We start from the raw sequence: 14,328 nt of genomic DNA on the forward strand, positions 1-14,328 counted from the left end.
ATCTGTTGTCATAATAAACTACAATACATCGGTTTTGACCTTTAATTGTGTTCTTTCGATTATTAAACAAACGCCGAAAAACCTTACCTACGAAATAATAGTTATCGATAACGCATCATCTTTTGAAGAATACAACGACCTCAAGAAAATGATTGATCAACTAGGTAACGAAAAGGTTTTCTTGTTTAGAAGTAAACTTAATGGTGGCTTTTCTGCTGGAAATATGTTGGGTGTACAATTTGCCAAAGGAGAATATTTAGCTTTTATCAATAACGATGTTATCTTGGTTGAAGATTCGTTTACATATCCTCTAGATTATTTGGGAAAAAACAAACATGTTGGAATTGTGGGCATTCAACCCATTTTTGAAAATAATGAAAAACAAGTTGCATTTGGGCACTTTGATACTTTCACAAATCGATTATTGGGTTATTGGCTTTTTGAAAAATTATTTCCTAAGAAAACGAAACGACATCTTGACTACAAAAACCCAATATCTGTTGATTATGTTGTAGGTAGTTACATGTTAATGAAAGCAAGCCATTTTTATAATGCTGGAGGATTTGATGTAAATTTATTCCTCTACTTTGAAGAGATGGATATTTGTAAACGATTTATGAAAAACAACTTAGCTACAGTCTTCATTCCTCATATAAATTATATTCATATCAATGGCGCAAGTACATCACTAGGTTATGTAAAGAAAATTGAATTAAAAATTTCTCATCTTTATGTTGTTAGAAAAAACTATGGTTTCTTCAATTATGCTTTATTAAAATATTTTTTTATTGTTGTATTTTTATTAAAGTCTTTGGTTAACCCTAAACATTTAAAAATGTTGTACACCTTAGTTTTTCTTGGTGCGCCATTAGCATCCTCAATAAAACACAAGCAGATAATTCAGGAACGTTAACAATCTAGTCAATAAAAACTGTTTTAAACTGATCCATAACTACAGCAGGAGAAAACTTTTCTGAATATGCATCCCAATTTTTAGAACTATCTGGCACGAAATCTTTTAGTAAACTAGACAAATCTTGTTGATCATTGTAAAGCAGGGCTTTGTCACCTAAAATATCAATATGTGATTTTTCATGAGAATCGGCCCACGTTAAAATAGGTTTATTAGAAATCGAAAATTCTCCTATCGCAATGCCAAAACTTTCTCCTTGTTTTCGAGCATGTAAATAGGCATCACAAGTATTAATGAATTTAGATATCGTTCCTGGATCGACAGTTGTTGGTAAAAATATTACATTTTTGTAAGGCCTAAATAAAGTTTTAAAGACAAAACTGCTCGTACCTAAAAATAAAAGATAAATATCTTTACGCTGCCTGGCAACTTGTTTCACTACAGATTTAACGAAAGCTAAATCAAAAGTTTTAGCACCACCATGCCGACCAAAAACAATTGCATCGTCAGGAATATTTAGTTCTTTTCTAAAGCTTAGATTACTTTTTTCTACAGTTATCATATGAGGGACAAATGGTGCTGATCCATTTGTCATCTCGAGTGCCAACCATTCAGATACATAAGCATAGATGTCACCATGAGGCTCGCAATGCTTAAAGACAACATGGATGGCAGTTTTACAATTAGAAACCTCTACACCATCTTTTTGACCCGATTTTATGGCATAAAAAAGATCTGCATTTTGTATGTCTACAATTTTTTCTAATTCTGAAGTTTCACTGTAACCAATTACTTCAAATCGACTTTTAAACTTAGATATGGCTGCATTGAGATTATTCTTATTATTTTTATTATAGATAATAACCGATTCATTGTTTAGTAATTCCTCGTTATAAATTGCATAATCATAAATTGCGTTGCTTGTACCACGATAAGTAAGTTGGTTTTCATGAAATAAAATTTTCATAAGTATTCAAGATGTTATATGTACAAGCAAATGTAAAAATTTATTTAACCATCTACAATACTAAAATGAATCAATTTAAATTGAAAGAAATATAATGCTACAATATTGAGAAAGCAACTATTAAACTTATTTAAATACCAAAAACAAAGCATTTTTCTTATATTTGCAAAAATATTTTTATGGATTTGAACACTGAAGTTCACAACGCCTACGAAGTCATCAAAAATGGCGGAATTATACTTTATCCAACAGATACCGTTTGGGGAATTGGTTGCGATGCCTCAAATGCAGAAGCTGTTGCCAAAATTTATGCCTTAAAAAAACGTGACGATTCTAAAAGTATGATTGTACTTATGAATAGCGAGAAAATGATGTACAATGTTTTCAAGGAAATTCCTGATTTGGCATGGGAAATTTGGGATTTATCGAACCCAGCCGATACTGATTTAGAAAAACAAAAAGCAACTACATTAATATTAGACAATCCAAGAAATGTTGCTCCAAACATCATTGCAGAAGATAAAACATTGGGCGTTAGATTAGTAAAAGAGCCATTTTGTTACAAATTAATGGAACGCATGAAACGACCATTGGTTTCTACATCGGCTAATATTTCGGGTATGTTTGCTCCAAAAACTTTTAAAGAAATTACTCCAGAAATTATAAATGGTGTTGACTATGTAGTAAATTTGCACCGCGATAAAGTTTGCAAAAATCCATCGACGATTATAAAACTTTCTTTGGATAATCAGGTTAAAATAATTAGAAAATAGTTTTCAGTCACAGTCACAGTTTTCAGTTGATTAAGCAGAAATTGAAATCAATAAAATGAATTACACAAAAGCACTAAATAACCCAATTTTTAAAATAATTGCAGAGGCAAGTCAAGAACTTAACGTTGATAGTTATGTTATTGGCGGTTTTGTTCGTGATTTTTTATTAGAAAGAGATTTGGAAAAAGACATAGATATTGTAGCAGTTGGATCTGGAATTGAGTTGGCTTTGAAAGTTTCAGAATTGATTCCGAACAAACCTAAAGTTCAAGTTTTTAAGACTTATGGAACTGCAATGTTACGCTACAAAGAGATTGATATCGAGTTTGTTGGCGCACGAAAAGAAAGTTACAATCAAGACAGCAGAAACCCAATTATAGAAAACGGAACATTGGAGGACGACCAAAACCGTCGCGATTTTACCATAAACGCATTGGCATTTTCTTTGAATGAAAAAAACTATGGCGAACTAGTTGACCCTTTTAATGGATTGGCTGATTTGGAAAATAAAATCATCAAAACGCCTTTAAATCCTGACATCACTTATTCTGATGATCCGTTGCGAATGTTACGCGGAATTAGATTTGCTACACAATTAAAATTTGAAATTGAAGCCGAATCATTAGAAGCAATTTCTAGAAATAAAGACCGAATCAAGATCATTTCTGGAGAACGAATTGTAGATGAATTAAACAAAATTCTATCGACAGATAAACCATCAATTGGATTTTTACTTTTATACAAAACGGGATTACTAGATATTATTTTGCCCGAATTAACGGCGTTAAATAATGTAGAGGAAATTGAAGGTCATACACACAAAAATAATTTCTATCATACGCTAGAAGTTGTAGATAATATTTGTCCGAATACAGACGATGTTTGGTTACGATGGTCGGCTTTATTGCACGATATTGGGAAAGCTCCAACAAAAAAATTCAACAAAAAACAAGGTTGGACGTTTCACGGACACGAATTTCTTGGCGGAAAAATGGCTAAGAAAATCTTTGAGCGATTGCACATGCCGTTGAACAATAAATTAAAATTTGTTCAAAAAATGGTTAGCATGAGTTCACGACCAATTGTTTTGGCTGAAGATATTGTAACTGATTCAGCTGTAAGACGTTTAGTATTTGATGCAGGTGAAGATGTAGACCATTTAATGACACTTTGTGAAGCCGATATTACTACCAAAAATCCAAAGAAATTCAAGAAATACCACGATAATTTTGATATTGTTCGCAGGAAAATAATTGAAGTTGAAGAACGCGATCACGTGCGACAATTTCAACCACCAATTTCGGGTGAAGAAATCATGGAACTATTCAATTTGAAACCTTCAAGAGAAATCGGAATGCTAAAAGAAGCGGTAAAAGAAGCAATTTTAGACGGAAAAATCCCGAATGAATATCAAGCAGCTTACGATTTTGTGATGAAAAGAGCAGAAAAATTAGGATTGAAAAAAGTCGAAAACAATAAGTAAAGATTAACTTTTGTTAGAGTTTTTGATTGAAAACATTGAAATAAATTTGTTTAAAATAAAATTGATGAAAAAGTATTTTTCAAAATGGGCAGTAATATCATTAGTTCTTGTTTATTTAGTGATTTTCGCTGGAGCGTTTGTACGACTAACTGGCTCAGGAATGGGTTGTCCCGATTGGCCAAAATGTTTTGGATACTACATTCCGCCAACACAAGAAAAAGAATTACTTTTTACTGCTGGAAAAGAATATGACAAAGGTCAAGTCATAATAAAAGAGGAATCATTGTTAATTGCAAAAACTGATTTTACTTCAAAATCAACTTTTGACGCATCCAATTGGGAAAAATATACCAAACATGATTATGCAGTTTTTAATCCGTTGCACACTTGGGTTGAATACATTAATAGATTGTTCGGCGCTTTAGCAGGAATTGCTTGTATTGTGACTTTTATTCTATCTTTTTGGTTTTGGAAAGACAATAAAAAACTCATTTTACTCACCTTTTTAATTTGTGTTTTAATGGGATTTCAGGCTTGGCTTGGAAAAACCGTTGTAGATTCTGTTTTAAATCCGGTTAAAATTACAACGCACATGTTGGCGGCGTTATTGATTGTTGCTTTTCAATTAATTACAATTTATGCAGTTCAAAAAGACAAAAAAACACTTGGTTTTGACAGAAAATTTAATTGGATTTTAGTTATTTCTTTGGCCTTAACAATCATTCAAATAGTATTAGGAACAAGCGTTCGTGAGCACGTTGATACCATTTCTGAAACTGGCGCACCTGAAATTTTATGGCTCCAAAATCCGAGTTTATCGTTTTACATTCACCGCAGTTTTTCAGTTATAGTTTTGCTTGTTAATTTGTATTTGTTTGCTCAAAATAAAAAACTAAATCTGGGTTTTAAAAAATTAAATTGGGTTATGATTTTATTACTAATCGAAATCATATCTGGAATTGCAATGTATTATTTTGATTTTCCATTTGGAACACAAACCATTCATATTGTGTTGGCTACGCTTTTATTTGGTTTCCAATTTTATATGATTTTAGAATCTAATAGCAAAAAAAACAATTTATAAAGTATATTTGCAACCCGACTATATTGTCACATTCTTTTGATTACTAACATTTAATGTCAAAACTTGCTGCTCAAGATAAATTTCTTGACTTATCAGATTACGGAAGACCATTTGGAAAATTCCTTGCTAATCAACTTAAAAATACACGCTTTACTCCTATTCATGTTACCCTTTTGTTTGGTATTTCGGGTTTGATTGCAATTTATTGTATTCTAAATCAGCACTATTTTTGGGCTGCTTTTTTTATTGTTTTGAAATCTGGAATTGATGCTGCCGATGGCGAATTGGCGCGACTGAAAAACACTCCTTCTTATGTTGGAAGATATCTGGATAGTGTGTTCGATATTATCCTAAATTTCCTGTTTTTTATGACCATTTGTTACGTTTCCAAAACTACAATTTGGTTTAGTTTATTGGCTTTTATCGGAATTCAATTGCAAGGAACTCTATACAATTATTACTATGTAATCTTACGAAATAAATCAGTTGGAGGCGATTCAACTAGTAAAGTTTTCGAATACAAATCACCCAAAGCTTTGCCTGGAGAAACTCAGAAAGCTGTAAATATTTTATTTGCAATTTATACTGTTGTTTATGGCGTTTTTGATAAAATAATTTATGCATTAGACAAAGATGCTTACAAAGTAAAAACATTTCCTAACTGGTTTATGACCTTGTTATCTCTTTATGGATTGGGATTTCAATTGCTAATTATTGCCGTTATGTTACCTTTGGGCTGGATTGAATTTATTGTACCTTTTTTTATTGGCTATACTTTATTGATTTTTGGCTTGATTGGAATTAGGAAAATTTATTTGAAATAATGCACAAAAAAAGAGTGAACCATTACAATTCACTCTTTTTTTTATTTCAAAAAATTCTATTTTTTAACTTTGATAGAACAACCAATTGCTTTTGTCATTGAAGGATTTGCTTCTTGATTTTTTTCTAAAGCTGCGATGGCATTTTCTAAATAACGCTCTTTTACTGCAGCTGCATCGTCAACATTATCATCAATAGCACCAATGTATTTTACAATTAAACTTTTGTCTAATAAAAATACATGTGGCGTTTTGGTTGCACCATATTGAGGATACACTTTCTGACCTTCGTCAAATAAATACGGAAATGTAAATCCTTTTTCTTTGGCTCTCACTTTCATCAAATCGAAACTGTCTTCTGGTTGTGCCGCAGGATCATTTGGGTTGATGGCAATTAATTCGTAACCAAGTGACTTGTATTTTTTGGCTAATGCTACAATTCTGTCTTCATATTTTACTGCAAACGGACAATGATTGCAAGTAAAAACCACAATAAAGCCTTTAGCATCTTTGTAATCGGCCATGCTGTACATTTTTCCATCAACCGATTTTAATTTAAAATCAGTTGCTTTATCTCCAACTTTATAACCTGCAGGTAAAGTTGAGAAACTCATAACTACCAAAGCAAGTAATGCTACAATTCCGAACTTTTTCATATTTAATAATTTATTGAATAATAGATTTATTTACGTGATTATTTAACTCCTCAAAATTGCTGAAATCACTTTCAACGAAAACTCTTTTTTCACCATTAATTATCAAAGTTGCAGGAATAGAACCCGACCAATCTTCATCGACTTTAGAAATCCAATTGTTGTAATCTTTTGCTGCAAGAAATGTTGTAATAAAAGTGTACTTCTTTTTCTTTAAAAATGTTTTTAATTTAGTTTCGAAATCTTTCTCAAAATCTAAACTTACCGTAATAACTTTAACAGCTTTATTTTGATTGTGTAATTGCTCAAAATAAGGTAATTCTTTTATACATGGTGCGCACCAAGTTGCCCAAAAGTTTATTACTAATGGTTGCGATTTATTTTCTTCAAGATACTTTTCAAGCTCATCATACTTTTTAAAAGTAGTAATTTCTTGAGCATTTGATGAAAATCCAATCGCTAGAAGTAGTATAAAATAAAAATATCTCATTATCTTTTTTTCAAAATTAATGAGATATTCAATTATTCACTTGTTAATTAACAAATCTTTATTATCCTAACCACGTTTTAAAATCGCCCACTTTTTCTCGAGCTACAATCACTTCATCGTCTTTGTAAGTTGGTAAAATTACTTTCAATCGTGAATTGCTATGCATTTGAATTTCCTTAATTCCTTTTAACGGAATGATAAATTTTCTAGAGACACGATAGAAATCTTTTGGGTCTAATTCATTTTCTAACTGTTCTAAAGTGTTGTCTAACAAATAATCGCGTCCATCAAAAGTATGAAGATACGTTCCTTTGTTTTCGCTATAAAAACATTCGACTTCATCAATAGTTATCATTTTAAGTTGTTGTCCCATTTTGATAGTAAATCGCTTTTTGTATTCTCTATCAATTGGATTCACTAGCATCTTTTTTATCATTTCAAAATCTAATGACAAATTCGGAACAGCAACATTTCTAGCTTTAAACTTATTTACAGCAGTTTCCAAATCTTCTTCATCTATTGGTTTTAATAGATAATCGATACTATTTAATTTAAAAGCGCGCAATGCATATTCATCATAAGCAGTTGTAAAAATCACAGCACTTTTTATATCGATGTGTTCAAAAATTTCAAACGACAATCCATCCGAAAGTTGAATATCAAGAAATATCAAATCGGGATGTTGATTATTCTGAAACCAATTGATGGATTCCTCCACAGAATGCAACATTTGATTGACTTGCAATCCAAGTTTTTCAACCTTTCGTTGCAATAATCTTGCTGCTGGTTTTTCGTCTTCTATAATTATTATGTTCATTATTTTTTGGTTAGGGGTTTCGGGTTGCGAGTTTCGGGTTTCGGGTTTCGGGTTGCGAGTTGCGAGTTGCGAGTTGCGAGTTAACTTTGAACCCGAAACCCGAAACCCGAAACCAAATTAATCTGCTATATTCGGCGAAAGCCATTTTGTTGCCATTTCGGTAGAAATTCCTCTACGTTTGGCGTAATCTATTACTTGATCTTCTTTTATTTTTCCGAGTCCGAAATATTTACTTTCTGGATTTGCAAAATAATATCCCGAAACGGAACTTGCTGGCCACATTGCCATACTTTCGGTAAGCTTCACTCCTATTTCTTGTTCTACATTTAATAATTTCCAAATGGTTGGTTTTTCTAAATGGTCTGGACACGCAGGATAACCTGGCGCTGGACGAATTCCGTTATATTCTTCTGAAATTAAATCTTGATTCGATAAATTTTCATCTGAAGCGTAACCCCAAATTTCTTTACGAACTTTTAAATGTAAATATTCGGCAAATGCTTCTGCAAATCGGTCGCCGAGTGCTTTTACTAAAATCGAATTATAATCGTCCAATTGTTTTTCGAATTCGGCTGCTTTTTCATCTACACCAAAACCTGTTGTAACACAAAAACATCCTATGTAATCTTGCTTTCCAGAATCTTTTGGTGCGATAAAATCAGACAATGCAATGTTTGGTGCGCCAGCTGTTTTTTGAGATTGTTGTCTTAGAGTTAGAAAAGTTATTGGTTGTCGGTTGTCGGTTGTCAGTTCAATGTCATCGTCATTGATTGTATTTGCTGGAAAAATTCCTAGAATTCCTTTAGCGGTTAACCATTTTTCGGATACAATTTGTCGTAACATTTCTTGTGCGTCGGCAAATAAATTGGTGGCTTGTTCGCCTACAATTTCATCTGTTAAAATCGCAGGATATTTTCCGTACAATTCCCATGAGTTGAAAAATGGTGTCCAATCGATAAAATCAACCAATTCATAAAGTTCCACTTCAACAGTTTTTGTTCCGATGAAATTTGGTTTTACAGGCGTGAAATTATCCCAATCTAATTTTAATTTATTCTTTCTAGCTTCTTCAATTGAATGGAAATTTTTATCGCGACTTCTGTTCAAATAACCGTCACGTAACTTGTCGTATTCTTCACGAATGGCTTTTACATAACCTTCTTTGGTTTCGGCTTGAAGTAAATTACTTGCAACCGTTACAGCACGCGAAGCATCGTTTACGTGAACAACAGTTTCTTTATATTCTGGTGCAATTTTCACGGCTGTATGCGCACGAGAAGTTGTTGCACCACCAATCATAATCGGAATTTTGATGTTTAATTTGTCTAATTCTTTTGCCAAATAAACCATTTCATCAAGCGAAGGCGTGATTAATCCGCTTAATCCTATAATATCTACATTGTGTTCAATTGCTGCCTGAATAATTTTTTCTGGCGGAACCATAACTCCCAAATCAATGATTTCAAAATTATTACAACCCAAAACTACAGCTACTATATTTTTTCCAATATCGTGAACGTCGCCTTTTACAGTTGCCATCAGTACTTTTCCTGCAGATGAAGATTTTCCGTCTTTCTGTGCTTCAATAAATGGTAATAAATAGGCAACTGCTTTTTTCATAACACGAGCCGATTTTACAACTTGTGGCAAAAACATTTTTCCACTTCCGAATAAATCACCAACGACATTCATTCCTGCCATTAAGTTTACTTCGATAACTTCGATTGCTTTTTCAGAAGTTACTCTGGCTTCTTCGACATCAATTTCTATAAATTCGTCGATTCCTTTTACTAATGAATGTGTCAATCGTTCTTGAACCGAACCATTCCGCCATTCGGCAATTGCTTTTTCATTTACTTTGTAATCACCTTTGAAAGTTTCGGCTAAATCTAAAAGTCGCTCGGTTGCATCTTCTCTCCTATTTAAAAGTACATCTTCAACGTGTTCTAAAAGTGTTTTGTCAATTTCGTCATAAATCTCGAGCATTTCAGGATTTACAATTCCCATGGTCATTCCGTTTTGAATGGCATGGTATAAAAATGCTGAATGCATCGCTTCACGAACAGTATCGTTACCACGAAACGAAAATGAAACGTTACTAACTCCTCCAGAAATATTGGCATACGGAAGATTTTCACGAATCCATTTTGTGGCTCTGAAAAAATCTAAAGCATTCAGTTTATGTTCGTCCATTCCAGTTGCAACCGGAAAAATGTTTGGATCGAAAATAATATCTTGTGCAGGAAAACCAACTTCGTTTACCAGAATATCATAACTTCTTTTGCAAATTTCTATTCGTCTTTCATAAGTATCAGCTTGACCATCTTCATCGAAAGCCATCACGATTACTGCTGCACCATATCTTTTAATTAATTTGGCATGATGCATGAAGGTTTCTTTTCCTTCTTTTAATGAAATGGAATTTACAACGGCTTTTCCTTGAACGACTTTCAATCCGGCTTCGATGATTTCCCATTTGGAGGAATCAATCATAACTGGAACTCGAGCGATATCTGGTTCGGCAGCAATTAGATTTAGGAATTTGGTCATGGCATAAACGCCATCGAGCATTCCTTCGTCCATATTGACGTCTATTATTTGTGCGCCACCTTCCACTTGATTTCTTGCAATTTCAAGTGCTTCTTCGTATTTTTCTTCTTTGATTAATCTGAGAAATTTACGCGAACCTGTTACATTGGTACGTTCGCCAACGTTAACGAAAATAGATTCTTCGGTAACGAAAAGCGGTTCTAGACCTGAAAGTTGTAAATTTATTTTGTTTGTTCTTGACATTTTATTTTTATTTTGCCACAAAGGCGCAAAGTCACAAAGTTTATTTTTTAAACCATTAAGAAAGTTAAGTTCATTAAGGTGCTTTAAAAATTATTTTTTATCAAATCTATTACACGTTTTAATTTGTGGAAATTAGTGAACTTCGTGGCTGAAACTGTGCTGCGACTTCTGCTATTGCTTTGATGTGTTCTGGCGTTGTGCCGCAACAACCACCAATTATATTGATTAAATTATCTTGTAAATATTCTTTAATTAAGGCTTGCATTTCTTGTGGCGTTTGGTCGTATTGACCGAAGGCGTTTGGTAATCCTGCGTTTGGATGTGCCGAAATATTTAGTTGTGTATTGTGTGCCAATCTTTTTAAATAGGGTTTTAATTGGTCTGCTCCAAGTGCGCAATTGAAACCAATACTTAACAAATCGATATGCTGAATTGAAATTAGGAAAGCTTCGACTGTTTGTCCAGATAGCGTTCTTCCAGAAGCATCGGTAATTGTTCCTGAAACCATTACTGGAATGTCTAGATTACGTTCTTCTTTTACTTCTTCGATTGCGAAAAGTGCTGCTTTTGCATTTAATGTATCGAATATTGTTTCTACTAGTAAAACGTCGCTTCCGCCATCGATTAAGGCTTCGACTTGTTGTTTGTAGGCGATTCTTAAATCGTCGAATGTAACTGCGCGATAACCTGGATCGTTTACGTCTGGTGACATTGATGCTGTTCTGTTTGTTGGTCCGATTGAACCTGCTACGAAACGTGGTTTGTCTGTGAATTCATCAGCTACTTGACGTGCAATTTTGGCTGATTCGTAGTTTAGTTCGTACACTAAATCTTCCATGTGGTAATCTGCCATACCTATTGTGGTTCCAGAGAATGTGTTGGTTTCTACAATATCGGCTCCAGCTTGAAAATATAGACGGTGCACTTGTTTTACCGCTTCGGGTTGGGTTAAGGAAAGTAAATCGTTGTTTCCTTTTAATGGATGTGGAAAATCTTTGAAACGCTCGCCTCGGAAGTCTTCCTCGGAGAAGTTGTTGCGCTGTAACATCGTTCCCATTGCTCCGTCTAGAACTAGGATTCTTTCTTTTATTGCTTGGTTTATTTTTGACATAATTTTATTGCCACTAAGGCGCTAAGTCACTAAGTTTAATTCTTATTTTTTTTTACACGAATTGCACGAATTTGCGCGAATTCTTTGTACTTATTTATTACACGAATTTTAAAAAACTTTGTTTTTTGGAAATCGTATTTTTATTATTTTTAAACCATTAAGTTAGTTAAGTTTATTAAGAAATAGTTCTTTTTGAAACTTGACTTTTACAAAAATGGAATACTATTTAGCCCTGATTGAAGAGGAAATCCTTTTACTTTTTTCTTTAAAAAGTAAAAGATTGCATCGAAAAGCAGGATTATGGATTGCAAAAATGCGCAAGCCATTCGCTCTTGATACTGAAACAAGTTCAGTATGACAAGTTGATTTAAAATTTATTTATGTTATTGTGAAAGTGAGAGGAAATTCTCGGGGTTATCTGTTTCTAGATGCTGAAATAAATTCAGCATTAAGAATAGAATGTAGCACCTTCTACAGTTGTAGGGTTGCTAAGCTTTCATCGAGTCTAATCTCTCCAGCTTTCGTGATAACAGTCAATAAGTTTATGAACAATGCAAAGTAATGACATAGAATTTTATTTTGCAAGTGTTTGTGAAAAATAAAAACCTACAACGATTTAGTGCTGCAGGTTTTCGGGGTTGGGTTGGTTGTAAATTATTGAAAAATAGCTTCTTTTATTTTTATTTTATCGGCTATTTTTAGAATATCGGTTAGAACGCCACGAGCTGTAACTTCTTTTCCTGCGCCTGCGCCTTGAATGACAATTGGGATTTCGCCATAGGATTTTGTGTAAATTTCTATCAAGTTATCGGCACCTTTTAGCTGACCTAATGCTGTTGATTTTTGGACAGAAATGAGTTTGACTTCGAGTTTTTGATTGATTACATCAAGTTCACCTACGTAACGTAAAACGTGATTTTGGGCTTGGGTTATTTTGGCAATGTTAAATGGTTTGTCGAATAGCGTTTTGTTGATTGCGTATTGTGCTTTGGAATGTTGCTCGTTTAATTCTGGAAGCAAAAGTGATGCTATTTTTATGTCGGAAAACTCGAATTTTTGTTCGATTTCTCTTGCTAGAATTAATAATTTTCTGGCAACATCGTTTCCTGATAAGTCTTCGCGCGAATCGGGTTCGGTGTATCCATTTTTTTCGGCATCGGCTAGAATTTTGGAAAATGTAGTTTCTTCGGATGAAAATCTGTTGAAAATATAGCTTAATGAACCCGAGAAAACGCCTCTAATTTTTGTGATTTTTTCTCCTGAAAAATGTAAATCATTTATAGTTTGAACTACTGGTAAGCCAGCGCCAACATTGGTTTCATAAAGAAAGGTTTTATCGAAGTTTTTTAAATTTCTTCTTAATTCGTTGTAGAAATCAAGATGTAAAGTGTTGGCTTTTTTATTGGCTGTAACAATATTAAATCCGTTTTGGATTAATGGAATATAGCTTTTTACTATATCGGAACTTGCTGTGGCATCGACTGCGATTAGATTTTCGAATTGCTGTTCTTGCACATATTCGATAATATCTTCAATTCTGAAAGGAATTGCCGATTGTGCAAAATTGGCTTCCCATTGATGTTTTACGCCATCTTTTTCGAAGAAAGCGAGCGTTGAATTGGTGATTATTGGAAATCTTAAATCGATATTTCTTTTTTCTAAGAAGAATTTCTGACTTTCGATAACTTGGTTTATTAAAGTACTACCGACATTTCCGATTCCGAAAAGGATTACATTTATTTTAAGCGTTGACATGATTTTGTTGTTTTTGTTTATTAAAAATAGGTTCTAATATTTGTGCTAATTGGTCGAATTCAATCAAGAAAGCGTCGTGACCGTGAATGGATTTTATTTCGTGGTAGAAAACATTTTGCTTGATTGGTTTTACTATTTCAAATGTTTCGCGGTTTTCATCTGGAATAAAAAAATAATCGGTATCGACTGAAACTATGTGAATGTTGGCTGAAATTTTACCTGCTGAAACTTCAAAATCATTCGTTTCTTTTGAAATATCAATTGTTTTTAGCAAATGATTCATGAGTTTGTAGGCGGATAATTTGAATCGGTTCTGTAATTTGAATCCGTGATTTACCAGCCAGCTTTCTATTTGAAAATCATTCACTTGAGATTGCTTTCTTCTGTTGAATTTTTTCTTTAACGACTGTGGCGTTCTATACAAGAGCATCGCATGAAGTCGCGCATCAACAATTGGATTATCTGAATTATTCAGAATCTGATCTTGCACTAAAACATTGGCGATTACCCAATCGGAAGCTTTCCAATCGGTTGCAATTGGGATTAGATTTTGAAATTTTGTTGGTTGTAAATTTGCCATTTCCCAAGCTATTCCGCCACCTAAACTTCCTCCAATCAAAGCAAAAACAGTTTCTATTTCAAGAATATTAATTCCTTCTAAAAAAATA

The 14,328-nt window shown here is 33.3% G+C and carries 14 protein-coding genes and 1 riboswitch; of the genes, 6 read left to right on the forward strand and 8 right to left on the reverse strand.

Annotation, left to right across the window (positions count from 1 at the left end; translation table 11 throughout):
* The coding region (locus tag DIU01_RS08370; protein WP_290833421.1) for a glycosyltransferase at positions 1-913 on the forward strand (913 nt) is incomplete at its 5' end.
* Between the two features lie 4 nt (positions 914-917).
* Here the strand turns inward: DIU01_RS08370 and DIU01_RS08375 are convergent.
* Positions 918-1,880, reverse strand: coding sequence for a hypothetical protein (locus DIU01_RS08375; RefSeq protein ID WP_290833423.1), 963 nt, complete (start codon positions 1,878-1,880; stop codon positions 918-920).
* Between the two features lie 179 nt (positions 1,881-2,059).
* On the opposite strand from DIU01_RS08375, the gene DIU01_RS08380 reads away from it, so the two are divergent.
* From DIU01_RS08380 to DIU01_RS08395, 4 genes are all read left to right on the forward strand, one after another.
* Entirely contained in the window at positions 2,060-2,653 is a 594-nt protein-coding gene (locus DIU01_RS08380) for an L-threonylcarbamoyladenylate synthase (RefSeq protein WP_290833425.1), read from the forward strand.
* Between the two features lie 55 nt (positions 2,654-2,708).
* Complete coding sequence (locus DIU01_RS08385; protein ID WP_290833427.1) at positions 2,709-4,136, forward strand: HD domain-containing protein; 1,428 nt, start codon at positions 2,709-2,711, stop codon at positions 4,134-4,136.
* A gap of 64 nt (positions 4,137-4,200) precedes the next feature.
* Complete coding sequence (locus DIU01_RS08390) at positions 4,201-5,220, forward strand: heme A synthase (protein ID WP_290833429.1); 1,020 nt, start codon at positions 4,201-4,203, stop codon at positions 5,218-5,220.
* 53 nt (positions 5,221-5,273) lie between these two features.
* Positions 5,274-6,044 (forward strand): CDP-alcohol phosphatidyltransferase family protein, encoded by a 771-nt coding sequence (locus DIU01_RS08395; protein ID WP_290833431.1) that lies wholly within the window; start codon positions 5,274-5,276, stop codon positions 6,042-6,044.
* Between the two features lie 56 nt (positions 6,045-6,100).
* Here the strand turns inward: DIU01_RS08395 and DIU01_RS08400 are convergent, their stop codons facing one another.
* The 5 genes from DIU01_RS08400 to DIU01_RS08420 form a co-directional block, all read right to left on the reverse strand.
* Positions 6,101-6,697: a thioredoxin family protein gene (locus DIU01_RS08400; RefSeq protein ID WP_290833432.1), complete on the reverse strand. Its 597-nt coding sequence runs from the start codon at positions 6,695-6,697 to the stop codon at positions 6,101-6,103.
* Positions 6,698-6,707: 10 nt separating this feature from the next.
* Positions 6,708-7,184 carry a TlpA disulfide reductase family protein gene (locus tag DIU01_RS08405; RefSeq protein WP_290833434.1) on the reverse strand — a complete coding sequence of 159 codons (477 nt, stop codon included), beginning with the start codon at positions 7,182-7,184 and terminating at the stop codon, positions 6,708-6,710.
* Positions 7,185-7,245: 61 nt separating this feature from the next.
* Entirely contained in the window at positions 7,246-8,001 is a 756-nt protein-coding gene (locus tag DIU01_RS08410; protein WP_290833436.1) for a LytTR family DNA-binding domain-containing protein, read from the reverse strand.
* A 117-nt stretch (positions 8,002-8,118) separates the two neighbouring features.
* The gene (gene metH / locus DIU01_RS08415) at positions 8,119-10,794 is read right to left on the reverse strand and encodes a methionine synthase (RefSeq protein WP_290833438.1); all 2,676 of its coding nucleotides are present in this window, start codon (positions 10,792-10,794) and stop codon (positions 8,119-8,121) included.
* 118 nt (positions 10,795-10,912) lie between these two features.
* Complete coding sequence (locus tag DIU01_RS08420) at positions 10,913-11,905, reverse strand: homocysteine S-methyltransferase family protein (protein ID WP_290833441.1); 993 nt, start codon at positions 11,903-11,905, stop codon at positions 10,913-10,915.
* Between the two features lie 214 nt (positions 11,906-12,119).
* On the opposite strand from DIU01_RS08420, the gene DIU01_RS08425 reads away from it, so the two are divergent.
* Positions 12,120-12,263, forward strand: a complete 144-nt coding sequence (locus DIU01_RS08425; RefSeq protein WP_290833443.1) for a hypothetical protein — start codon at positions 12,120-12,122, stop codon at positions 12,261-12,263.
* A 53-nt stretch (positions 12,264-12,316) separates the two neighbouring features.
* A riboswitch (SAM riboswitch) is annotated at positions 12,317-12,438 on the reverse strand.
* A 121-nt stretch (positions 12,439-12,559) separates the two neighbouring features.
* Here DIU01_RS08425 and DIU01_RS08430 read toward each other — a convergent pair.
* A complete protein-coding gene (locus tag DIU01_RS08430) occupies positions 12,560-13,660 on the reverse strand; it encodes an aspartate kinase (protein ID WP_290833445.1) in 1,101 nt (366 codons plus the stop codon).
* A partial coding sequence (locus DIU01_RS08435; protein ID WP_290833447.1) for a homoserine acetyltransferase occupies positions 13,647-14,328 on the reverse strand: 682 nt, incomplete at its 5' end. The genes DIU01_RS08435 and DIU01_RS08430, both read right to left, overlap by 14 nt.

Origin of the sequence: Flavobacterium sp. (assembly GCF_003525665.1) — a bacterium.
Classification (GTDB): Bacteria; Bacteroidota; Bacteroidia; order Flavobacteriales; family Flavobacteriaceae; genus Flavobacterium.

What these genes read in the sequence shown, in the direction of transcription:
- DIU01_RS08375 (WP_290833423.1), bottom strand. Translation starts at nt 1,880, where the DNA reads ATGAAAATTTTATTTCATGAAAACCAACTTACTTATCGTGGTACAAGC.
- DIU01_RS08380 (WP_290833425.1), top strand. Translation starts at nt 2,060, where the DNA reads ATGGATTTGAACACTGAAGTTCACAACGCCTACGAAGTCATCAAAAAT.
- DIU01_RS08385 (WP_290833427.1), top strand. Translation starts at nt 2,709, where the DNA reads ATGAATTACACAAAAGCACTAAATAACCCAATTTTTAAAATAATTGCA.
- DIU01_RS08390 (WP_290833429.1), top strand. Translation starts at nt 4,201, where the DNA reads ATGAAAAAGTATTTTTCAAAATGGGCAGTAATATCATTAGTTCTTGTT.
- DIU01_RS08395 (WP_290833431.1), top strand. Translation starts at nt 5,274, where the DNA reads ATGTCAAAACTTGCTGCTCAAGATAAATTTCTTGACTTATCAGATTAC.
- DIU01_RS08400 (WP_290833432.1), bottom strand. Translation starts at nt 6,697, where the DNA reads ATGAAAAAGTTCGGAATTGTAGCATTACTTGCTTTGGTAGTTATGAGT.
- DIU01_RS08405 (WP_290833434.1), bottom strand. Translation starts at nt 7,184, where the DNA reads ATGAGATATTTTTATTTTATACTACTTCTAGCGATTGGATTTTCATCA.
- DIU01_RS08410 (WP_290833436.1), bottom strand. Translation starts at nt 8,001, where the DNA reads ATGAACATAATAATTATAGAAGACGAAAAACCAGCAGCAAGATTATTG.
- metH (WP_290833438.1), bottom strand. Translation starts at nt 10,794, where the DNA reads ATGTCAAGAACAAACAAAATAAATTTACAACTTTCAGGTCTAGAACCG.
- DIU01_RS08420 (WP_290833441.1), bottom strand. Translation starts at nt 11,905, where the DNA reads ATGTCAAAAATAAACCAAGCAATAAAAGAAAGAATCCTAGTTCTAGAC.
- DIU01_RS08425 (WP_290833443.1), top strand. Translation starts at nt 12,120, where the DNA reads ATGGAATACTATTTAGCCCTGATTGAAGAGGAAATCCTTTTACTTTTT.
- DIU01_RS08430 (WP_290833445.1), bottom strand. Translation starts at nt 13,660, where the DNA reads ATGTCAACGCTTAAAATAAATGTAATCCTTTTCGGAATCGGAAATGTC.